Annotated in this window: 20 protein-coding genes; 13 read left to right on the plus strand and 7 right to left on the minus strand. The window is 68.0% G+C overall.

Annotated elements, in window-relative coordinates:
• The first annotated feature begins 84 nt into the window (after positions 1 to 84).
• The 11 genes from LH62_RS23160 (at position 85) to LH62_RS23200 (ending at position 14067) form a co-directional block, all read left to right on the plus strand.
• Positions 85 to 1494, plus strand: a complete 1410-nt coding sequence (locus LH62_RS23160; RefSeq protein ID WP_236552610.1) for an FAD-dependent oxidoreductase — start codon at positions 85 to 87, stop codon at positions 1492 to 1494.
• Positions 1491 to 2714 (plus strand): MFS transporter, encoded by a 1224-nt coding sequence (locus LH62_RS23165; RefSeq protein WP_082012736.1) that lies wholly within the window; start codon positions 1491 to 1493, stop codon positions 2712 to 2714. The genes LH62_RS23160 and LH62_RS23165 overlap by 4 nt, the downstream gene beginning before the upstream one ends.
• Before the next feature lie 168 nt (positions 2715 to 2882).
• On the plus strand, positions 2883 to 3683 hold the full coding sequence (locus LH62_RS23170; protein ID WP_236552686.1) for a PhnD/SsuA/transferrin family substrate-binding protein: 801 nt from the start codon (positions 2883 to 2885) through the stop codon (positions 3681 to 3683).
• Positions 3680 to 5143, plus strand: a complete 1464-nt coding sequence (locus LH62_RS23175; protein ID WP_043364503.1) for a HAMP domain-containing sensor histidine kinase — start codon at positions 3680 to 3682, stop codon at positions 5141 to 5143. Before LH62_RS23170 ends, LH62_RS23175 begins: the two co-directional genes overlap by 4 nt.
• Positions 5133 to 6488 (plus strand): sigma-54 dependent transcriptional regulator, encoded by a 1356-nt coding sequence (locus LH62_RS23180; protein WP_043364504.1) that lies wholly within the window; start codon positions 5133 to 5135, stop codon positions 6486 to 6488. Before LH62_RS23175 ends, LH62_RS23180 begins: the two co-directional genes overlap by 11 nt.
• A 33-nt stretch (positions 6489 to 6521) precedes the next feature.
• Positions 6522 to 7184, plus strand: a complete 663-nt coding sequence (locus LH62_RS23185) for an arsenate reductase (azurin) small subunit (protein ID WP_236552611.1) — start codon at positions 6522 to 6524, stop codon at positions 7182 to 7184.
• Positions 7185 to 7196: 12 nt separating this feature from the next.
• Entirely contained in the window at positions 7197 to 9821 is a 2625-nt protein-coding gene (locus LH62_RS23190; RefSeq protein WP_043364506.1) for an arsenate reductase (azurin) large subunit, read from the plus strand.
• 217 nt (positions 9822 to 10038) lie between these two features.
• Entirely contained in the window at positions 10039 to 10863 is an 825-nt protein-coding gene (gene phnC / locus LH62_RS29540) for a phosphonate ABC transporter ATP-binding protein (protein ID WP_082012737.1), read from the plus strand.
• A gap of 17 nt (positions 10864 to 10880) precedes the next feature.
• Positions 10881 to 11897, plus strand: a complete 1017-nt coding sequence (phnD, locus tag LH62_RS29545; RefSeq protein ID WP_082012738.1) for a phosphonate ABC transporter substrate-binding protein — start codon at positions 10881 to 10883, stop codon at positions 11895 to 11897.
• A 41-nt stretch (positions 11898 to 11938) separates the two neighbouring features.
• On the plus strand, positions 11939 to 12691 hold the full coding sequence (gene phnE, locus LH62_RS23195) for a phosphonate ABC transporter, permease protein PhnE (RefSeq protein ID WP_144404610.1): 753 nt from the start codon (positions 11939 to 11941) through the stop codon (positions 12689 to 12691).
• A gap of 644 nt (positions 12692 to 13335) precedes the next feature.
• Positions 13336 to 14067, plus strand: coding sequence for a sulfite exporter TauE/SafE family protein (locus LH62_RS23200; protein WP_052214843.1), 732 nt, complete (start codon positions 13336 to 13338; stop codon positions 14065 to 14067).
• Positions 14068 to 14077: 10 nt separating this feature from the next.
• On the opposite strand, the gene LH62_RS23205 is transcribed toward LH62_RS23200, so the two are convergent.
• The 6 genes from LH62_RS23205 to LH62_RS23230 form a co-directional block, all read right to left on the minus strand.
• Positions 14078 to 15205, minus strand: coding sequence for an ABC transporter ATP-binding protein (locus tag LH62_RS23205; protein WP_043364508.1), 1128 nt, complete (start codon positions 15203 to 15205; stop codon positions 14078 to 14080).
• Positions 15198 to 15872 (minus strand): molybdate ABC transporter permease subunit, encoded by a 675-nt coding sequence (gene modB, locus LH62_RS23210; protein WP_043364509.1) that lies wholly within the window; start codon positions 15870 to 15872, stop codon positions 15198 to 15200. The genes LH62_RS23205 and modB overlap by 8 nt, the downstream gene beginning before the upstream one ends.
• Before the next feature lie 5 nt (positions 15873 to 15877).
• Positions 15878 to 16666, minus strand: coding sequence for a molybdate ABC transporter substrate-binding protein (gene modA, locus LH62_RS23215; RefSeq protein WP_043364510.1), 789 nt, complete (start codon positions 16664 to 16666; stop codon positions 15878 to 15880).
• Positions 16667 to 16745: 79 nt separating this feature from the next.
• On the minus strand, positions 16746 to 17129 hold the full coding sequence (locus tag LH62_RS23220; protein WP_255360007.1) for a LysR family transcriptional regulator: 384 nt from the start codon (positions 17127 to 17129) through the stop codon (positions 16746 to 16748).
• An 87-nt stretch (positions 17130 to 17216) separates the two neighbouring features.
• Positions 17217 to 18446, minus strand: a complete 1230-nt coding sequence (locus tag LH62_RS23225) for an MFS transporter (RefSeq protein ID WP_052214844.1) — start codon at positions 18444 to 18446, stop codon at positions 17217 to 17219.
• A 152-nt stretch (positions 18447 to 18598) separates the two neighbouring features.
• Entirely contained in the window at positions 18599 to 19174 is a 576-nt protein-coding gene (locus tag LH62_RS23230) for a GNAT family N-acetyltransferase (RefSeq protein ID WP_052214845.1), read from the minus strand.
• A 77-nt stretch (positions 19175 to 19251) separates the two neighbouring features.
• Between LH62_RS23230 and LH62_RS23235 the strand changes: the two genes are divergently transcribed.
• Together LH62_RS23235 and LH62_RS23240 are read left to right on the plus strand one after the other, a co-directional pair.
• The gene (locus LH62_RS23235) at positions 19252 to 20142 is read left to right on the plus strand and encodes a LysR family transcriptional regulator (protein WP_043364512.1); all 891 of its coding nucleotides are present in this window, start codon (positions 19252 to 19254) and stop codon (positions 20140 to 20142) included.
• Positions 20143 to 20467: 325 nt separating this feature from the next.
• Positions 20468 to 21496: a magnesium transporter CorA family protein gene (locus LH62_RS23240; RefSeq protein ID WP_043364513.1), complete on the plus strand. Its 1029-nt coding sequence runs from the start codon at positions 20468 to 20470 to the stop codon at positions 21494 to 21496.
• An 11-nt stretch (positions 21497 to 21507) separates the two neighbouring features.
• Here LH62_RS23240 and LH62_RS23245 read toward each other — a convergent pair whose 3' ends face one another.
• On the minus strand, positions 21508 to 22302 hold the full coding sequence (locus LH62_RS23245; protein WP_236552612.1) for a DUF1194 domain-containing protein: 795 nt from the start codon (positions 22300 to 22302) through the stop codon (positions 21508 to 21510).
• Between the last annotated feature and the right edge of the window lie 80 nt (positions 22303 to 22382).

Consider the following 22382-nt stretch of genomic DNA (forward strand, 5'->3'; position numbering starts at 1 on the left):
ACATCGCCCTCAGAGGTATTAGATAGGAGGACCAAGATGAGCTCATGTTGCTCCGCAAACCGGCGCGCCGAGGCCCCGGACGCCGTGCGCCCGAACCCTGCCTCGCTCCCGGTCGCCGTCATCGGCGGCGGCCCGGTCGGCCTTGCCGCAGCCGCGCACCTCCACGAGCTCGGGCTGGAGCCGGTTGTGCTCGAGGCAGGTCCTTCGGTCGGTACGGCGCCGCTAGCGTGGGGCCACGTCCACATGTTCTCGCCATGGCGCTACAACATCGACCGCGCCGCCCGAACTCTGCTGGAGCGGCACGGCTGGACGGCGCCGGACCCGGAGACCTTCCCGACCGGCCGTGACCTCGTCGAGGGCTACCTCGCGCCGCTCGCCGCCCTGCCGGAAATTGCAGAACGCCTGCGGCTGAACACGCGCGTCACCGGCGTCGCCCGGCTGCGCGCGGGCAAGGTCCGGAACGCCGGACGCGAGCAGCAGCCCTTCGAGGTGCGGTTCGAGGATGAGCACGGAACGCAGGGGCGGATCCTTGCGCGTGCCGTCATCGTCGCCTCTGGCACCTGGGGCACCCCAAGCCCGGCCAGTTCCTCTGGCCTGCCCGCTATCGGCGAGCGCCAGGCAGCCGGTCGGATCCGCTACGGCATGCCCGACATCCTCGGCACCGACCGCACACGCTACGAAGGCAAGCGAGTCCTTGTTGTCGGCTCCGGCCACTCCGCCATCGGCACCCTCATCGACCTCGCCTCCCTCGCCGATCAGGCGCCTGGCTCCTCCGTCCTCTGGGCAGCGCGGGGCACCGACCTGACACGGGCCTACGGCGGCGGCGCGGCCGACCAGCTGCCGGAGCGTGGCGCGCTTGGCCAGCGGCTGCGGCAGCTCGTCGAGAGCGGCACCATCGAGCTTCTGGCGCCCTTCTCCGTCGATGAGATCCAGTGTGAGTCCGGCGGGACCTTGACGGTGCAGAGCGCTGAAGGCCGTGTGGTCAAGGTCGACGAGATGGTAGTGGCCACCGGCCTGCGGCCTGACCTCAGCATCCTCGGCGAGGTTCGGCTTGACCTCGACCCGGCGCTCGAATGCCCAAGCGTGCTGGCGCCGCTCATTGACCCGAACCTGCACTCCTGCGGCACTGTCAGGCCGCACGGCGCCGAGGAACTGGCACAGCCGGATGTGGGCCTCTTCATGGCTGGGATGGCCAGCTACGGGCGGGCGCCAACCTTCCTGCTGGCGACTGGCCACGAGCAGGTCCGCTCCATTGCCGCCTTCCTCGCGGGCGACGTCGAGGCGGCGCGCCGGGTCGAACTGGACCTGCCGCAGACCGGCGTCTGCAGCTCCAGCCGCGTGCTTCCGGAGGCGGTGGACACCGCGGCATCGTGCTGCATGCCAGAGACGCCGCAAGGCGGCGGCTACGCGCCCGAGCCGGAGCTTATCGAGGACACGCCCTATTGCGGCAGCCCGGCTCGCAAGGAACTCGCCCAGGTCGAACCGGCCGAATGAGCCTAGGTACCGCAGCCGGGGGCACCGCCCCGGTGGACCCGGCCGCCAGTCGTCCGCGGCTGGTGGTTGTGTCGGCAATCGGCGTGGCGCAGATCCTCGCCTGGGGTAGCAGCTACTACCTGCCCGCCGTCCTGGCTGGGCCGGTCGTGGCCGACACCGGGTGGCCGCTCGCCTGGGTGGTGGGGGCACTGTCCGTCGGTCTGCTGGTTTCGGGCCTGGTCTCGCCACGCGTCGGGCACATCATCGAGCGCCATGGCGGTCGCCCCGTTCTGGCCGCCAGCGCCGTCCTGCTCGCCGTCGGCCTGCTGGGCCTTGCCCTGGCGCCCAACCTTCCGCTCTTCGTCGCGGCCTGGGTGGTCATCGGGTTCGGGATGGGTGCCGGTCTCTACGACCCTGCCTTTTCCGCACTGGGTCGGCTCTACGGCGAGGACGCGCGGCCGGTCATCACCCAGGTCACCTTGTTCGGCGGCTTCGCCAGCACCGTCTGCTGGCCGCTGACCGCGTTCCTCGCCGCACACCTGGGCTGGCGCGGCGCCTGCCTGACCTATGCGGCGCTGATGGTCGCGGTGGTGATGCCCCTTTACCTGCTCGCCCTGCCGCGCGAGGCAGAGCGGCCGCCGAAGCCTGCCATGGCGGGTTCGCCGCCACCCGGGCACGTGCGTCCGGACCAACGTGCCGCCTTCCTCCTGCTCGCGGCGGGCTTCACCCTGGCCTACGGCACCATGACCATCATCGGCGTGCACCTCCTCATGCTGCTGCAATCTCAAGGGCTGGCCCTCGCGGCGGCGGTCGGCCTCGGCACGTTGATCGGTCCTGCTCAGGTCGGCGGACGCATCCTCGAGATGGCCTTCGGCAAGAAGACCCACCCCGTCTGGAGCCTGGTCGCCTCCTCGGTCCTGGTCGCGGTCGGCCTCGGCTTGCTGGTCGGGGTGCCGGGCATCGCGGCGGCCAGCATCGTTCTCTACGGCATGGGCAGCGGTATCCGTTCCATCGCCCGGGGGACCGTGCCGCTCGCGCTGTTCGGCCGCGAAGGCTATGCCATCCTCATGGGCCGCCTGGCGCTGCCGACCTTGCTTGCCACGGCGGCGGCACCCTTGATTGGAGCTTGGCTGCTGGACAGCATGGGTCCCCATGGGACGCTCGCCGTTCTATGCGGGGCCGCCCTGGTGAATGTAGCGTTGGTGCTGCCACTTGTGCCAATGGCGCTCAAGAACCGGTAGGTGCGGTAGCCCACATGCACGGACTGGGGCCAAGCCGGGCGCTGGCCGCCGCCGGGCTTTGAACTGGCGCCGCAAGTGCTTCGCGTTTTAGATGCTCCGGGAGGCGCTGGCAGGATGGGCCATGGCCGATTTTTGGGTCGCCGAACGCTTGTTGCGGCTGCAATTGCAATGCCGCGGCTTGGACGCGCGGCGTTGCCGGTCCGCTTCGGGCTCACTCCGGTCTTCCTAGACTCGGACCTGGCGCTCCTGCGGGACCTCGGGAGGCATCTCGAGACAGCTCTCGGTTCTCCGGTCCAGCTGGTGAAGCGCCGCACTTACCAGGAAATCGTGGCCATGCTTCTGGCGGGGCAGCTCGACGCCGCCTGGATCTGCGGCTTCCCCTATGTCCGCCATGCCGACCGGTTGTCCCTGCTGGCTGTGCCGCTCCACCGCGGGCGCCCGCTCTATCAATCCTACCTCATCAGCGACGCGAGCCTGGGCGCGTCCACGATCGACGACCTACGCGGCCTTTCCCACGCATTCTCGGATCCGGACAGCAACTCCGGCTTCCTGGTGACGCGCTGGCTCCTGGCCGCCCGTCACGAAAGGCCCGAAGGCTTCTTCAATCGGCCCTTCTTCGCCTACGGCCACCGGAACGTCCTGCGGGCCGTAGGCGCTGGCTTGGCCGAAAGTGGTTCGGTGGACGGCTACGTCTGGGAGACGGTTGCCGACCGTGAACCGGCCCTGACATCCGGCACCAGGGTCATCGGACGCTCGGATTGGCACGGCTTCCCTCCCATCTGTTGCCTGTCCGAGAACCGGGACGGTCCTGCGGCACAGGGTCTCGCCACGGCATTCATCGAGATGGCCGAGAGCGCCTCCGGAAGGCGGATTCTCAAAACCCTCCAACTCGGCGGCTTCATTCCTGGCGAACCATCCCTGTACGACGGCATCGCCCGCATGGCGGCAACCGTGGAGTCCCCAACATGACACCACCCGGCGCGCTCGATCCGCGGCGCTGGCCGCTGGCCGTCCGGGTGCCGCTGATTGTCGCCATGCTGGTCGCGGGCGTGGCCCTCGCCACGGGGCAGGCCGTTCTGTCCCGTCTCGCACGCGACCAGGAGCGCCACCTGTCGGAACTGGCCTCCGCCTTCCTAGACGGCCTGGCGACTGCAGTGCAGCCCGCTGCCGCGAGAGCCGACATCTGGGAAGCGTTCGACGCCCTCGACCGCGCACGCGCGAGATACGGCGCCCTCCGACCGATGCTGTTCGCGGTCCTTCTGCCGGACGGGACGGTCCTGGCGTCGGCGGAGCCCCGCAGCATCCCGAGCGGTACTAGGCTCGCTGCGGCTCTCGCTGCACAGGCCGATGCCGCAGCGGCTGCCGGAAGGCCGGTGCTCGACGCAGATGCCGCGACCGCCGTTCTGGCGCGTGACCTTGCCGAAGGCGACGTGCCCTTGGGCCGCATCGTCGCCCAGGCCGACATCGGACCGCTCCTGGCCGAGCGCCGGGCTGTAGTCCGGACACTTGTTCTCGCCAACGGGGCGTTCGCCCTGGTCTTCGCGGCTGCAGGAGTTCTGCTTGTTCGCCACCTTCTCGCGCCCGCCGACCTCGTGCGGCGGCGGCTGACCGAAGCAGCTCGCAGCGGGCGGCCGGTTCCGGTGGATGAGACGGTTGGAATCGGCCCGGAGCACGCGGCCCTCCTGGCTGCCTGGAACAGGGCCGCGGCGGCGTCCGCCGAACGCGAAGCCATGGCGGCCCGGCTCGCCAAGGAGGAGCGCCACGCGCAGGTGGGCCGCCTCGCCGCCGCCATGGCTCACGAGGTCAACAACCCCCTTGGCGGACTAATCACGGCCGTTGACACGCTGAGCGACCACGGCGACGACCCCGCGGTGCGCGCGGAGGCCCTCGGCCTGCTCAGGCGCGGCCTGGGCGACATCCGCAACGTCGTCAGGGCTGGCCTGGTCACCTGGCGAGGCGCCCCCGGCACCGCGGCGCTGGCGGCGCAGGACTTCGAGGATCTCCGGCTGCTCATACGCCACGAGGTGGCGCGCCGCGGACTTTCCCTGGACTGGCAGAACGAGTTACCCGGCAAGGTTGCCGTGGACCGAACCCTGGCGCGCCAAGTGGCCCTCAATCTCCTGCTGAACGCCGCCGCGGCCTCTCCGCCGCAGGGCACGCTTCGCTTCCGGGCGAGCGAACTGGACGGCGGGGGCGCGGTTGTCGAGGTAACCGATGCCGGACCCGGCCTGCCGTCTGCCGTCGAGGCCTTGCTGGATGCACGCGACGGGCCGCCGCCCGAGGATGGCGGCCTTGGTCTCTGGACGGCGGTCCGCTTGGCCCGAAGCCTCGGTGGCCGCATCGCCCGGCTGCCCTCCGACACCGGCACCCGCCTCGTCGCCGAATTGCCCGCGGCGCCTGCCCCGATGGAGGCCGTCCATGCCCTCTGAACGCGGCCGCATCCTGCTCGTGGAGGACGACGCGGTCATGGGCGGCACCCTGGCGCAGCGGCTCAGGCTGGAGGGCTACGCCGTCGAGTGGGCGCATGGTGCCGTCGAGGCCGCCGCGGCGCTCGCTCGCCGCGTCCCCGACCTCCTGCTGTCCGACCTGCGCCTGCCGGACGGCTCCGGCGAGGAGCTATTCCTTGCCCACCGGGAGCGCCTGGCCGGGACGCCCGCCCTGCTGATGACTGCATACGCCGGAATCGACCAAGCTATCCGGCTCCTCAAGGCTGGCGCGGACGACTTTCTGGTCAAGCCGGTCGAGACTGCCGACCTGCTCGGCCGCATCGAGGCGCTCGTTGCCCGCAAGCTCGTCGCGCCCGAGGACGCCGTCCTCGGCCCCTCGGCCGCGATACGCCGGGTCGAGACCGTCCTGCGCCGCGCCGCCTCGAGCGACAGCACGTCGTTGCTGCTTGGGGAGACCGGCACGGGAAAAGAGGTCGCCGCCCGGCTGCTGCACGCCCTATCGCCCCGCGCCCGGCTGCCTTTCGTTGCTGTCAACTGCGCCGCGATCCCGGCCGACCTCCTGGAAAGCGAAGTCTTCGGGCACGAGCGCGGCGCGTTCACGGGCGCGGCCTCGCGGCGAGAGGGCTATGCGGAGCGCGCGGGAGGAGGAACGCTGTTCCTCGACGAGGTAGCCGAACTCCCGCCGCAGCTTCAGGCAAAGCTCCTTCGCCTGCTGGAGGCACGCGAGTTCAACCGGGTTGGCGGCAACACGGTCCTACCCTTCAAGGCGAGGACGATCGCCGCCACGAATGCGGACCTGGACGCCCGCGTGCGCGACGGCCGCTTCCGCGAGGACCTGCTGTACCGGCTCGACGTCATCCGGGTCGAGATCCCGCCGCTGCGCGCACGGCCGGAGGATGTCGTCCATCTGGCCCGCCATTTTCTTGAAAGCGCCTCCGGCCGATCGCCCCGGCCCCTGCGCGGCTTCGACGAGCAGGCGGTGAAGGCGATGGAGACGCACGCCTGGCCGGGCAACGCCCGGGAGCTGCGAAACCGGGTGGACCGCGCGGTGGCGCTGGCGGACGGGCCCTGGATCGGCGCCGCCGACCTTTTTCCGGACCGCAGGGAGACGACGGCTTCCGAGGACGCCGCGACGACGCTCGCCGAGGTCCTCGTGGCCGCCGAACGCCGCGCCGTCGCCAGCGCCCTCGATGCAACCGGCTGGGACGTTGGCGCGGCCGCGGCGCGCCTTGGCGTCGGTCGCTCCACCCTGTTCGAGAAGGTCCGCCGCCTTGGGCTCGTGCGGCCGGTCGAGACCAGCGCGAGTCCAGCTTCCGGGACTGGCTGAGCCCTCGCGGTCCGGACGGCGGGACTGCGCCACATGTTGCACGCACTGAACTTCGGCCCTGTTTCGGCCTTTCGCCTGCCCTTTGGCCATGCTGCGGCCCGCAACTGCCTGTCCTGCCGGTCTGGCACGAACGCTGCACTTCCCATCCCGATCGAGGGAGGGCCAGTCATGTCGGGTTGCAACAAGGTCGCGGAGGCGGGACGCCGCTTCTTCCTGGGCCGGGGAGCGCTCGCAGCGGCCGGTGCCGCCGCCGTAGCCGCCGCACCGGCGGCACCGGCCAAGGCCGCCCCGGCGCTGGCCCAGGTCACCTATCCGCGCGCCAAGCTGGCCAACATCCGCGACCTCAAACCCAACGAGCCGCTGGACATCGCCTACCCCGACGCGGACAGCCCCGGCGTGTTGCTCAAGCTGGGCACCCGCGTTGAGGGCGGTGTCGGACCGGACGGCGACGTCGTGGCCTACTCGACCCTCTGCCCGCACAAGGGCTACCCCATGTTCTACCGGACCGACGACCGGACGCTGAACTGCCCCGGGCACTACAGTCGCTTCGACTGCGAAAAGGGCGGGCTGCAGGTCTGGGGGCACGCGACCCAGAACCTCGCCCAGTACCGCCTGCGGGTCGACGGCAACGGCGACATCCAGGCCGAGGGCGTGGACGAGCTCATCTACGGCCGCCACTCCAACGTGCTCGGCTGAGGGGGAGCGGACATGGCCTACAAGCGCAATATCGACCGCCTGCCGATTCCGCCGCGCGACGCGCGGGTGAACAACGTGACCTGCCACTTCTGCATCGTGGGCTGCGGCTACAAGGCATACACTTGGCCGATGAACCGGCAGGGCGGCCCGGCGCCCGGCGAGAACGCTTACGGCGAGGACCTGCGCGGCCAGCAGGGCGCTGATAGCGCCGGTTGGGTGGCGCCCTCGATGTACAACGTGGTCAAGCAGGACGGACGCGACGTCCAGATCGTCATCAAGCCCGACCACGACTGCGTCGTGAACTCCGGGCTCGGCTCCATCCGCGGCGCCCGCATGGCGGAGGTGTCTTACTCCGCCGTCACCGGCACGCAGCAAGCGCGCCTTACCGACCCCCTCATCTGGCGCTACGGCACCATGTCACCGACGTCCTGGGAGGACAGCCTCTCGCTCGTCGCCGAAGTCACCCGGCGCGTGGTCGAGGAGCAGGGCGAGGACGGGCTCATCGTCTCCGCCTACGACCACGGCGGCGCCGGGGGCGGCTACGAGAACACCTGGGCCACCGGCAAGCTCTACTTCGAGAGCATGAAGGTGAAGAACATCCGGATCCACAACCGGCCCGCCTACAACTCGGAGGTCCACGGAACCCGGGACATGGGCGTCGGCGAGCTGAACAACTGCTACGAGGACGCGGAGCTCGCGGACACCATCTTCGTCGCCGGGGCCAACAGCCTCGAAACGCAGACAAACTACTTCCTGAACCACTGGGTGCCGAACCTGCGCGGGACCAGCCTCGACAAGAAGAAGCAGGAGCTGCCGAACGAGCCGCACGCGGCGGCCCGCGTCATCATCGTGGACCCGCGGCGCACGGTCACCATTGCCGCCTGCGAGGCGGAGGCAGGCAAGGACAACGTCCTGCATCTGCAGATTAACAGCGGCACCGACCTCGCGCTGTTCAACGCCTTGTTCACCGAAATCGCGTCGCGCGGCTGGGTGGACCGCTCCTTCATCAATGCGAGCACCACCGGCTTCGATGCCGCCGTGGCGGGCAACCGGACCTCGGTGGAGGACGCAGCCCGCATCACCGGCCTGTCGGTGGCGGACATCCGTAAGGCGGCGTCGTGGATCGCGGAGCCCAAGCAGGGCGGCGCCCGGCGCCGGACGATGTTCGCCTACGAGAAGGGCATCATCTGGGGCAACGACAACTACCGAACCAATCAGGCCATGGTGAACGTGGCGCTGGCCACCGGCAACATCGGCCGTCCGGGCGGCGGCTGCGTGCGCCTCGGCGGCCACCAGGAGGGCTACGCCCGGCCGTCTGACGCCCATGTCGGCAGACCTGCCGCCTACGTCGACCAGCTACTCATCCAGGGCAAGGGCGGCATCCACCACGTCTGGGGCTGCGACCACTTCAAGACCACGCTCAACGCTGGCGAGTTCAAGCGGACCTACCAGCGCCGCACGAACATGGTGAAGGAGGCGATGGACAGCGTCCCGGCCGGTGACCGCCCGGCTCAGGTCGAGGCCATCATGAAGGCTATCCGTGCTGGCGGGCTGTTCACGGTGAACGTGGACATCGTGCCGACCCAGATAGGATCCTGCGCGCATGTGGTCCTGCCCGCCGCGACGTCCGGCGAGATGAACCTGACCTCCATGAACGGCGAGCGCCGCATGCGGCTAACCGAGCGCTACATGGACCCGCCCGGCCGGGCGATGCCCGATTGCCTAATCGCGGCCCGCTTGGCGCAGGCGCTGGAGCGCACCTGGCGCGCGGCTGGCAAAGCCGAGGTCGCCGACCGCTTCCGCGGCTACGACTGGCAGACCGAGGAGGACGCGTTCAACGACGGCTACCGCAAGCACGAAAAGGGCGGCGAGTTCGTCACCTACGCCCGGCTGCGCGCCATGGGGACCAACGGCTTCCAGGAGCCCGCTGTCGGCCTCGCCGGGACTGGGCCGGTCGCCGCCGGGACGACAACCGGCGCGACGCCGGGAATGGTCGTTCAGGGTCCGGCAATCGAGGGCGCCCGGGGCAAGGAGCCGGTGCAGCAGGCGGGACCGAACACGGGTCTATCGGCGGCGGCCGCCCCACCGTCAGGCGGCACCGAACCCATCATCGGCACCAAGCGGCTCTATGCGGACGGCAAGTTCAACCGGCCGGATGGCCGCGCAACCTTCGCTGTCGCCGAGTGGCGCGGCCTCCAGGCCGAGGGCAAGCAGGCCGAGAAGGACAAGCACCGCTTCCTGATCAACAACGGCCGCGCCAACCACGTCTGGCAGTCTGCCTACCTGGACCAGCACAACGACTTCGTCCGGGACCGCTTCCCCTACCCGTACATCGAGATGAACCCGGCCGACATGCAGGAGCTGCGGCTCAGCCCGGGCGACCTGGTCGAGGTGTTCAACGGGAACGGCGCCACCCAGGCCGTCGCCTGGCCCGAGGCGCAGGTCCGGCGGAACGAGACCTTCATGCTGTTCGCTTACCCCACCGGCGTGCAGGGCAACGTGGTCAGCAAGGCGACCAACGAGCTCATCATCCCGAACTACAAGCAAACTTGGGGCGACATCCGGAAAATCAGCGATGCACCGGCCGCCGTGCGTCACCTATCCTGGAAAACTCAGGAGTACCGGCCAGCAGGCTGAGCCAGCTCTTCTTGACAGCCTAGCCATTCGTCAGGAGACGCCAGCGTCTTTACCGGTTCCAGACACCGCAAAGCGTGAGGGCCGCCCGCTAAAGGCACCCTCACGCTGCGAGTAAGTTGCTAAGCATACAATGCTTGTCACAAGATTAACACACACAGCCGCCTTCAAACGTCGGATGACACCAGCCCTGGCGTCCCGCCGCGTATGAGGCCGCAACATGCATCCTGCCATCGCAATTGAGGCTCTTGAAAAGACGTTCCGAGCGGAACAGCGGGTACTGGATATCGCATCGCTTACCGTGACCCCTGGCGAGATGGTGGCCATTATTGGTGCGTCAGGGTCTGGCAAATCGACTCTGCTGCGTCACCTGTCAGGGCTCGTCCGCGCGGACCGCGGCGGCACAAATCGCGTCCTCGTCAACGGACGCTGTGTTCAGCAACGAGGCCAGATTGCGCGGGATGTCCGGCAGATCCGGGCCGGTATTGGCTTTGTTTTCCAGCAATTCAATTTGGTCGACCGCCTTCCAGTTCTGACCAACGTCTTGGCCGGTGCGCTGTCGCGGCTGCCTTTGTGGCGTACTCTTCCAGGTTGGTTTCCCGAATGCGAGCGAGTGCGGGCGCATCAAGCACTGAAACGGGTAGGCATAGAGGAACTTGCTCAGCAGCGTGCCTCCACTCTGTCAGGCGGACAGCAACAGCGTGCGGCCATCGCTCGGGCCTTGGTGCAAGGCGCACAGGTCATCCTTGCCGATGAGCCCATCGCGTCTCTCGATCCGGAAAGCGCCCGTCGGGTCATGCAGACGTTGGCCGATCTAAATCGTCAGGACGGCATCACGGTACTGGTGTCACTGCACCAAGTCGATGTTGCGCTGCGCTTCTGCCGACGGATAGTTGCCCTGCGTCATGGCCGTGTGGTGTTCGACGGCGCACCGAGTGAACTCAACTCGAGGGTCCTCGCGGAAGTATATGGCGGTGAACTGCCGTCTCGCGAACTGCTGCCAGTCACCACAGATGCCCTGCTGCCTGCATACGCCCGAGCGTAGGTAACTGGAGAAAACCCATGCATGCGATTTCCCGCCGCGCAGCCCTTACTGGGTTGCTTGCAGCCGCCCCCCTGACTCGAGCGGCGCAAGCGGCAGTACCGGAACTGAACTTCGGCATCATTGCCGTCGAAGGCAGTCAAAGCCTCCGGACGAAGTGGGAGCCGTTTCTCCAGGACATGGAGAAAGTAGTTGGTATTAAGGTGAATGGCTTTTACCCTTCCGATTACGCCGGTGTGGTTGAGGCGATGCGATTTAATAAAGTTCAGATTGCCTGGCATGGTAACGCCTCAGCTATTCCTGCCGTGGATCGCGCCGAAGGCGAGGTATTTGTACAAAAGACTTACGCCAATGGAGAGCTTGGCTATTATTCTATAATCATCGCCCATCGCGATAGCCCGATTAACTCCCTAGACGACATTATCCGTTCGGCGCCCGGCACGTACAATCTCGGCAATGGTGACCCGAACAGTGCATCGGGCTTCTTAATTCCTGGGTACTACGCCTGGGCTCGGAACAACGTCGACATCCGCAAACTGTTCAAAAACATTGTGACCGCGAGTCACGGCACGAACTTGCTGGCGGTGGCAAACCGGCAGGTGGATGTGGCAACCAACAACAATGAGGATCTCGAGGCATTCCGCCGAACGCAACCGGCCCGTGCCGCTTTGGTACGTGAGGTCTGGCGGAGTCCACTGATACCCGGAGACCCAATGGTATGGCGCAAGGATCTGCCTTCTGATCTCAAGCAGAAGGTACGTGCCTTCTTCCTGGAATACGGCACGGAACGTGCGGGTGCAGATACGGCACGTGAGCGGAAAGTGTTGTTTGATTTAGGAGGGTGGGGCACATTCAAGGCGTCATCGAACGCACAGCTTTTGCCCATCCGGCAGGTTCAGCAATACCGGGACCGCTTGGCGGTCGAAAACAATCCGAATCTGTCAGGTGACGATAAGGCAAAGCGGCTGCAAGACATCGACGACCGCCTGAAGGCTCTGGATCTGCAGATGGAAGATGCCAAAGCGGTGTCAAACTGATGCTGGCTCCTGCTATCTTATCTGGCAGGCCGTTCTCGTACATGCCAGGTCTTGCCCGTCTGCTCAGCTGGCTTGCAGTGGCTGCGGTATTCGCTTGGTCGTGGCACGGAGCGGAAATCAGGCCTCTCGAGCTTGCCAAATACTCCGGCAACATCGCCATTCTGGCGCGCGACTTTTTCCCGCCTGATTTCAGCGAGTGGCGCTCGTATGTCTCAGGCATGCTGCTGACCGTTCAAATAGCCGTCTGGGGCACTGGACTTGCAGTCGTGTGTGCTGTTCCACTGGGCCTTCTGTGCGCTGGAAACATCGCCCCCTGGTGGATCACGCAACCGACTAGGCGGATCATGGATATCTGCCGCTCGATCAACGAACTGGTATTCGCCATGTTGTTCGTCGTGGCCGTAGGCCTCGGCCCGTTTGCCGGTGTGCTTGCGCTCTGGGTTCATACGACCGGCATCCTTGCAAAGCTGTTTGCAGAAGCCGTCGAAGCGATTGATGCAAGCCCGGTCGAGGGCATCAGGGCCACCGGTGCCCGTCATATTGAAGAGATAGTGTACGGTGTGATTCCGCAAGTGATGCCGCTGTGGGCTAGCTTTTCCCTCTATCGCTTTGAAAGTAACGTGCGGTCCGCGTCGGTCATTGGTCTGGTTGGCGCAGGCGGTATTGGGCAAATCTTATGGGAGATTATCCGGGCATTTGAGTTTCAGCAAACATGCGCCATTATGATTATTATTGTTGTGAGCGTCAGCCTTATTGATGCAATATCTCAACAAATTCGCAGAGCTTTCATTTAGTACGGCGACGCATTCAAATTTGCAGGCGACATCAGGGCTGATGAACTCCCAAATGACCGAGCCCACGTAAAACGATGATGCAGCGGTACTGCCAAGGTGAAATTATCTGACTGCATGGCACTCCCCCTGAGGCCATGCAGTTAGGGGCCGCTCCATGGCTTACCCCGAGCCAGGAGCCCAAGGGCGGCCCACCTCTTTATCAAAAAGGCGCGGCGGGCAGAGCCCGCGCACAGGTCGAAAATCGGGGGGGGGGGGCAGCGCGCCTGCGCACGGTCCCCTCTCTGGCCGCCGCAAAAAGAGCAGGTCTTCAGGGATCTAGGCGATGCCACTCCACCTAGGTTGTAACTTCACTTGCACCGCAAAATTCTTCGCCTTGCTGCAAAGTGGCCACGCTCCCGCTGGCCGACATGCCCAGCTCTCGCCTCAAGAAGCTTGCACACAGTGCCTGATACACCGACACAGATGTAAAGCGCACCTTGTCTTGCGGTCAGTCAGGGGACGATACGGCCACTCTATATATCGCCTGCATCTTCTGAATGCGTTGCTGCACTAGTACGGCATCACTTAGGCCCGTCAGTCTGAAGCCCGGACGCGGAGGCATGCGGCGATTTGCCTCGTCAGGTGAACCTCAACAATAACGGGGCGTGGACCACGCACTCCTCGTCACCGCCCTGGTCGGCGGCGTTTCCCTTTTCTACGCCACTGTCGGGCAGGCGGGCGGGACGGCGTTCCTCGCCATCATGGCGTTCGCTCTGTTCCCGGCGGCTGAGATGCGCGCGACGGCCCTCCTGCTGAATATCTTGGTCGCGGCCTATGCCACCTGGAGGCTGCATCAAGGCGCGACGCTCGAATGGCACCTCCTGGCGAAGTTCACGCCCCCGTCTCTGGTGACCGCCTTCCTCGGCGGGCTGCTGGTGGTCGAGGGACGCGCTTACTTCGCCCTGACAGGGCTGCTGCTCGTCCTGGCCGCCGGGCTGATGCTGCTCCGGCGAACAGCAGACACGGTCGGGAACGGAGACGTTCGTCTCGCCCCGGCCGCGACAGCGGGCGCAGGGGTCGGTTTCGTCTCGGGGTTGACGGGCGTCGGCGGCGGGGTGTTTCTGACCCCGCTCGTTATCGTCCTCGGCTCGACGTCGCCTCGGCATGCGGCCGCGCTGGCACCCCCGTTCATCCTCTGCAATTCCGCCCTGGCGCTTTTGGGCGTCCTCCTGGCCGGGCAGCGCCCCGCCGAGGGGACGTCCTTCTACGCGCTTGGGGCGCTTGCGGGTGCCGTCCTTGGTACCGCCTTCGGCCAGCGCTGGATGTCACAGCGCGCCACGCGCATTGTCCTGGCAGCCATCCTGCTCGTCGCCGGGGTCCGCCTGCTGCTCAGGTGAAGCGGTGCCGTCACCGCCGCGACCTTCGGCGCATCAGGTGGATGCCGTCACGTAGCATGGAGACGACGCAGTCCTCGCCAGGCGCGAGGCCGTTGCGACGGGCCGCGTGCAGCGACATGGCGAAGGACAGGGTGCTGCCTCCCGGGTCGCCGACGTCGAGCGTGACGCGCGCCTCCTCGCCGAGCGCCAGTAACTCGACGACCCGACCGGGAACGGGGTTCTCACGCTCGCCAGCAGACGGGCGGCCGCGACGGTGCAGGACGACGGCCGCACCCGGCACCAGCCAGTCCACCGGCTCGCCTGGCGCAAAGTCTGGGGCGTGCGTCGCCTCAAGGATTCGATCGCCCCAACACAGGAAGGTCGCGCCTGCGGCCGGGTCGTGCCGCTCGACGGCGCCTCGGAAGAGGTTCCGCAAGTCGAGCAGGCGGGCGACCTCGGCAGTTGCTGGTCGCGCCAGCAGCTCGGCCGCCGGGGCTGTCTGCAGCCCGCGCCCGTGGTGGACGACGCAGATCCGGTCGCCGAGCGCGGCCGCCTCCTCGAGATCGTGCGTGACCAGAAGGACGGGGATGGAGAGCACTCGGCGTAGCGCCGCCAGCTCCTCCTGCAAGCGCCGCCGCGTGGCACGGTCGACTGCGGAGAACGGCTCGTCGAGCAGCAGGACGGCGGGGTCGCGGGCCAGCGCCCGAGCGACCGCGACGCGCTGCTGCTGGCCACCCGACAGCTCCGCCGGGCGGCGCCCCTCCAGGCCCGCGAGGCGCACAAGGGCGAGCAGCTCCCGGGCCCGGCCCTCACGCGCTCCCCATGGGCGATGACCCATGGCGGCCACGACATTGCCGAGCGCGGTCATGTGCGGGAACAGCGCGTAGTCCTGGAACACCAGGCCGACGGCGCGTCGGTGCGGCGGCAAGTCCACGCCCGCGGCGGTGTCCAGCCACGCCGCCCCGTCGCAGCAGACCTCGCCCGCCTGCGGCCGGTGCAACCCAGCGACGCAGCGGAGCGCGGTGGACTTCCCTGCCCCCGACGGGCCGACGAGCGCCAGGATCTCGCCTGGCGCGCAGGCGAGGTCGAGGTCGAGCGGGATGGGCTCGGCTGCGCGCAGCCGAGCCGACAGCCCCGTCCCAGCGCCGTAGTCAGGCATCGCGCTTGCGCCTTCCGACTCGACGTGAGAGGGCGCCCGTCAAGCCGAGCGCTGCGATAGAGACGGCGAGCAGCACCGCCGACATCGCGCCCGCGGCGCCCTCGTCGAAGGCCTGCACACGGTCGTAGATGGCGATGGCTACGGTCCTGGTCTCGCCGGGGATGCTGCCGCCGACCATCAGCACGACGCCGAACTCGCCGAGCGTGTGCGCGAAGGCCAGGACGGCGGCCGTGGCGATGCCAGGCCAGGCGAGCGGCAGCTCAACGCGCAACAGCACCCTCCAGGGCGGCATGCCGGAGACGGCACCTGCCTCGCGCAGCCCGGGCGGCACGGTGGCGAAGCCGTTCTGTACCGGCTGCACGGCGAAGGGCAGGTTGACGAGAACCGAAGCGAGCAGCAGCCCCTCGAAGGAGAACGCGAGCCCATGGCCGAACAGCGCCTCCCAGCCCTGCCCCAGCGGCGAGCGGTTGCCGAAGGCGAGGAGGAGATAGAAGCCGATGACAGTCGGTGGCAGGACGAGCGGCAGCGCGACGGCGGCCTCGACCACGGACCGGCCGGGGAAGCGCCGCAACGCCAGGGTTCGCCCGAGCCAGACGGCGACCGGCAGAAGGATTGCAAGCGTCCAAAGGCCGAGCGAGACGGAGAGCCGGAGCGCCGTCCAGTCCACGCCAGTCACTCGCCCGGCAAGACAAAGCCGTAGCGCCGCATAACCTCGCGGGCGGCGTGTTCCTGCATGTAGGCGTAGAGGCGCTCGGCGCCGGGACCAGCGCGACGCGTGAGGACCATGCGCTGCTGGAGTGGCTCATGGAGGCTGTCCGCCAGGAGGGCGTGGGCGCCGCGGTCGCGCGTCCCAGGGGCGAGGACAAGGGAGTAGGCGACGATGCCGCCCTGGCTGCCCCCGGCGATCGCGAACTGCGCGGCCTGGGAGACATTCTCGCCGAGCACCAGGCGCGGCTGGATGCGGTCCCAGAGGCCCGCCTTGCGGAGGGCCTGCTCGGCGGCCCGGCCATAGGGCGCGTGCTCGGGGTTGGCGATGGCGAAGCGGGTCATGCGGCCCGCGTCGAGCGCCTCGCGGATGGCGTCCATGCCCACCTCGGTGCGGAGCGGCGAGCCGGGCGGGCTGAAGAGGGCGATGCGCCCGATGGCGTAGAGCTCGCCCCGATCGCGGGTGAGCCCGGCCTCCGCGAGGCGGAAGACGAACCCCTCGTCGGCCGACAGGAACATCTCCACCGGGCTGCCCTGCTCGATCTGGCGAGTAATGTTGCCAGAGGAGCCGAAGGAAACGCGGACGGCCTGGCCCGTCTCGGCCTGGAACATGCGGGCAACCTCCTCCAGTGCGAACTGCAGGTCGGCCGCAGCCGCGACGACGGGCGGGTCGGCGGCACGGGCGCGACGGCATGGGACCGCGAGGAGCGCCGCCGAGGCGGTAAGGAGGGCGCGGCGCCCGACCGGATGATCCATGGCAGTGCTCCGAGCGATATTCCCGCGCGACTATATCGACTGCTCGTGCTCGTGGAAGAGGGAGACCGCCCGGCGCGGATCAGGTCGAGGCTGGCTTAGGCCGTCCGGAGCGGGGTGCCGTAGCTGAGCGCTCGCTGAGCTGGGGAGCGAGCGCCTCCCGTATCGCCGTGAGTTCAGTGGTACCTGCCTCGGCCGCGAGCCGCTCGAGACGGCGGTAGGCGGCGAGGACGGTGACGCCCAGCGGGGTCAGCGAGGCTCCGCCGCCGCCCGTCCCTCCCTTCGCCGCCTCAACAAGAGGGTCACGGAAAGTGCCGTTCATGGCCTCGACGAGGAACCAGGCGCGCTTGTAGCTCATGGCCATTCGCCGCCCCGCTGCGGCGATTGAGCCGGTGTCACGGATGCCCTCGAGCAGCTCCGCCTTGCCCGGCCCCATGGCGGGAGGCCCGCCCAGTGGGTCGGGCAACAGGACACGCAGCTGGAGCCCAAGCGGCCGCTCTGGTGGCGACTTCGTCATGCCGATAGCAAAGCACGGTGGGTCCATGCCGCCCAGTCAGCCCTCTCGGCCGAGCCACTGCAGGATTGCGAGCCCGGCGAGCGTGACCACCGCAAGATGCCCGAAAGCGAGCCCCCAGCCGAGCACCCCGTCACCGCCAGCGAGGTCGAGTAACCAGCCGACCCCAAGCGGACCGAGGAGGCCGCCAGCGTAGCCAGCCATGCTGTGCAGCCCCATGGTGGCACCGCGCAGCTGCTTGTTGGCCGCCTGCACGGTCCCGGCGGTCAGCGCCGAGCTGTCGAGGTAGATGGCGACATTCCAGAGCAGCACGGCAGCGGCCGCCAGCACGACGGAGACGCCGGTCGTCCACCCCGTAGCCAGCGACAGCGCGGCCGCGGCCGTCATCGCCCAGAGCACCACCCTCCCCCGACCGTACTTCTGCGCGGTCTCGTTCCCGGTAACGGAGACCGCGACGCCTGCGAGGCCCGCCGCGGTGAACAGGACGGCGGGCGACGGCATCCACGCGGGCGCACCCAGCCGGGCCTCCGTCGCAGCCAGGAAGGACACCGCCCAGCCGCGCAGAGCGGCCAGCTCCCAGGTGTGGACGGTGTAGCCGACGATCCAAGCCATCGCCCGCCGGTTGCGGAACACCGGCCGGAAGTCGAGGAGCGTCCTGCGCGGCCCGGCACCTGGCCGAGGCGGCAGGTCACGGGGCATCATTGCGGCAGCGATGGCGAAGGCATTTGCTGCCGAAAAGGCGCCGAACAGGAAGGCGGCGCTCGGCCCGGCCAGAGCGTCGAACAGGCTGGCGGCGGCGAAGGAGACGGCGCCTGCGATGCCTACCCCGGCTGCGTGCCAGGAGACGGCCCGCGACTGCGCTGCTCCCTCAAGCGGGTCGGCGATGGCTTTGAGGCCGGGCATGTAGGCGCCCGCCCAGCCAACGCCCGCCAGCGCCCGCATCAGCATCCCGGACCAGAACCCGTCGGCCAGGAAGGCGAAGCCGAGGTGCGACAGCGCGGTCAGGCCGGTGCCGACGAGGTAGACGCGGCGCGCAGGGACGCGGTCTGTCAGAGCCAGGAGCACCGGGACGGCGGGCACGTAAGCGGCGAAAAAGATGCCAACAAGCCACCCTGCCTCAGCCTTTGAAAGGTGCCAGTGCTCGATGTAGCCGGGCAGCAGGGCTGGGAGCGTGAAGGCGCCGATCTGCGTTAGCACCTTCGCGGCCACGATGGCGGCGACGAAGCTCCGGCTGCCCGGAGTAAGGGCGGTTCGCCCAGCCTCCCTCATGGGGCAGCCGCTTTCCCGTCCCCGGAGGGATGCGCCGCCTGGCTTGCGGTGGCTGGCAGCATCGAGCACCTTGGCGTGGACGAGGCACCGTAACGACGTTGTCGCAATATGCGAAGGCGATGGCCCGCTGTGCGCTGTCGCCCTTTCCGGCGTCAGCCGCCCTCGTTCGGGTCCGTGCTGTCTCCCTCACCGAGCGCGCGCTGCAGGAGAACCGTGTCGAGCCACCTGCCATGCTTGCGGCCGACCGAGCGGAGGGTGCCCACAAGGCGGAACCCGAATGCTTCGTGCAGGCGCACCGAGGCCAGATTTGCACTGTCCCCGACGACTGCCACCATCTGCCGCACCCCAAGGGCCTCACACTGTGTGAGCAGCTCCGCGAGCAGAAAGCGGCCGATGCCACGGCCGTTGACGTCCTGCCGCACGTAGACGGAGTTCTCCGCGGTGTTCCTGTAGGCGGCGCGCGGCCGGTAGGCGCTGGCATAGGCGTAGCCGAGGACTGCGCCGTCGCTGCCCTCGGCGACCAAGTAGGGCAACCCGCGGGCGACGACCTCCGCCCGCCGCCGCCGCATCTCCTCGACACTGGGCGGGTCGGTTTCGAATGACCCGGTCCCGTGCAGGACGTGATGGCCGTAAATCGCGGCGATGGCGCCGATGTCGTCCTCCGCCGACGGCCTGACGCGGATGCTGTCAAGTTGCCCTGGTGTGGGGGCGAGGTCCGGTGTGTTCATGCCTGCAAGACTGCCGCCACCGGCTCGCGGCCGAAAGGATATTTTTGTGATCCGCCGCATCAGGATAAGTTTTCTGCATGCACTACCCGAGCCTCCGCCAGCTGCGGACCTTTCTCTCTGTCGTCGAGACCGGAGGCGTCACCGCCGCCGCCCAGGGCCTCGGCCTGACCCAGCCCGCAGCCAGCCAGCAGCTCCGCGAGCTGGAGCGCATCATGGGCGTCCGGCTGCTCGAGCGGGTCGCTGGGCGGGCGGTGCCAACAGCCGCCGGGCGGGCCCTCGTTGAACCAGCCCGGCGGGCGCAGGCCGCGGTCGAGGACGCCAGGGCGGTGGCTGTGGCGCACCGGTCCGGCGAGGCCGGGCACGTCCGTCTCGGCACCGGCGCCACGGCCTGCATCCACTTCTTGCCGCCAGTGCTCGCGGAGCTGAACGAGCGCATGCCCGGCCTCGAGGTCATCATCGCGACCGGCAACACCCCGGACATCCTGCGCCGGGTCGAGGGGGGCGACCTGGATGCGGCGCTGGTCACCCTTCCAGCGGCGCTCGGCCGTTCGCTCACCGCGACCCGGGTCGCCACCGACGCCTTGGTGGCACTCCTCCCGGAGGGCATGGCGCCCCAGGGGCGCCCCGCGCTGACCGCGGCAGATCTCAAAGGGCTGCCCCTCATCCTGTACGAGGCGGGCGCGAATACCCGAGCCATCATCGACACCTGGTTCCGTCGAGCGGGCCTTGTTCCCCGTCCCATCATGGAGTTGGGCAGCGTCGAGGCCATCAAGGTTCTGGTCGCGGGCGGGCGCGGCTGCTCGGTTCTGCCCTCGCTGGCACTCGGCGGCGACGTCGCGGGCGCCGTGGTGCGGCCTTTGCGTCCGGCCCTCGCACGGCAACTCGCAGTCGTGGTTCGCAAGGAGAAGGTCGTCGACCGCGGCCTTGCGCGTTTGCTTGGCGCCCTGAAGATTGCGGGCGGCCAGTAAGGTCTAGTGAACAGCGGATAATGACCGGAAGCCGCCTGGCCGCTTTCAAGCCCCAATCGTGAGAAGCGGACGTCGGGCTGGCGACGGGCGCCTGAACTATGCCCCGAAGTGGGTCACGGAGCTCTACTACGATGCGCAGGTGGCGCCGGGGCTGAACGTCGTGCTCAACTACCCATTGACCGTTAACCCGCCTACAACGCTGACCGCGGGCCTGTGAACATCATCGGGCTCCGCACCCGCATGGCGTTCTGATGCGGCCGCTCACCCGAAAGGCCGACGGCACCCTTCGAGCACCGTCGGTGACAAACCCACCAAGGAGTCGCTCTTGATCACTGCCTTCGCGGTGCAGGAGGGCGTGCTGGGCCCCCTTGCCAGCCTCAGCCCTGAAGCGCTGCCCAACGATGTCCTTTGGGTCGATCTGCACAATCCGACCCGTGACGAAGAGATTGCTGTTGAACGCCTGCTCGGCGTCGGCGTCCCCACCCGGGAGGAGATGGCCGAGATCGAGGAGAGCTCTCGCCTCTACGAGGACCGGGGCGCGATGGTGATGACGGCCGTGGTCGTGACCGGCATCGCCGAACACCGCCGTCCCAGCACCGCCGAGGTCACCTTCGTCCTCACTCCCAAAACCCTGGTGACGGTGCGCTACGCCGACCCCCTACCGTTCCGCACCTTTGCCGCAAAGTGCCGCCGCGATCCCGGCGCGCACGACAGGAGCGAGTTGGTCTTCCTCTCCTTGGTCGAGAACATCGTGAACCGGCTCGCCGACATCCTGGAGGGGACCGACGCTCAGTTGGACGCACTCTCGGAGCGGGTGTTCGAAAGTGATGGAGCCGCGGATGAGAAGGCAGGTGCGTCCAAGACGGGGTCGATCAACCACACGAGCGGCCGCCCGGCCCGCGCCGATTTGCAGGCCGTGGTCAAAAGCCTCGGCCGGACCAACTCGCTGGTGGGCAAGCTGCGCGAGAGCCTGCTCAGCATCGGGCGCATGTTGGCCTACTTTCGTCAGGGTATGGGCGACCGTCTGAAGGATGGCGCCAGGGCGCGGTTGCGCACCCTCGACCGCGACGTGGCCTCCCTCACCGAGTACGACACCCAACTCTCCTCCGAGATCGGCTTCCTGCTTGAGGCGACCTTTGGGCTGATCGGAATTGAACAGAACAACATTATCAAGGTGTTCTCAATTGCCGCAGTGCTGTTCCTGCCCCCGACCCTAGTGGGCACAGTTTACGGCATGAACTTCGAGCACATGCCAGAACTGCACTGGCTCTTCGGCTATCCCTTCGCGCTGGTGCTCATGGTTGCCTCCGCTGTCGCACCCTACTACTGGTTCAAGCAACGTGGCTGGCTCTGACCGGTGGCAACTTATTGGCCGTCCTCCTCCGGACGGGACTCGAAATGCCGGGCGGCATCCTCGGACGGCGGACCGGCCCGAGCCACCCTGCGCCGTGGCAAGGGTTGGTCCGAAATCTCGCGGATCAGCTTGCGCCGTACCGCGGCGCCGAAGCTCTCGAACTCCTCCACGACGATGAGGAAGGCGCCGGGGCCGCCGATGACGCTCTCCTCGTAGTATCGGTCAAGCGGGACGGCTGGTGTGCGGCCGAAGGTCGGCTGGTCGTTCATGATCGGCAGGCCGTTGATGGTGATGCCTGCGTCCACGGCGCGATCGCGTGCCTCCTCGGCAGGCGGGCCGCTGTTGTTCACCCCGTCGCCGGAGACGTCGATGACCCGCCGGGTCGCTTCCCAGCGTGCCTCAGCCATGACACGCCGCGAGAATTCGATGCCGCCCGAGATGGAGGTCCATGAGAGCGACACGCGGGGAGCCCGCTCGAGCGCTTCTGCCCAGGCATCGGCGTCGGCTTGGCTGCCGATGCGGGTCCAAGGGATGACGAGCCGCTGGTACTCAATCCCCGCCCATTCGACGTAGGCCAGCCCAATCGCGCCCACGAGGCCACCTCGGATGGCTTCGACCACCCTGGGGTCGGTGATGGCGGCACGGTAGCCCTGGCGCTGGAGACGTGCCTCGTCGTCGTCGATGGAGCGCGATACGTCCACCGCGAGCACCAGGAGCACGTCGACGGCCTCGGCCTGAGCCCGCGGGCGGGTTCCGGAAGCCAAGGCAGCAGCAAGTGTTGTCCCGAAAAGTATCCGGCGCAGCACTGGTCCCTCCATCGCGCGCGGCAGAGGGACAAGATGCGCCGGTCGGCAGGCATTCTGACATCACGGCAGTGTGCGAGCTC

This window comes from Belnapia sp. F-4-1 (genome assembly GCF_000802185.1).
Taxonomy (GTDB): Bacteria; Pseudomonadota; Alphaproteobacteria; order Acetobacterales; family Acetobacteraceae; genus Belnapia.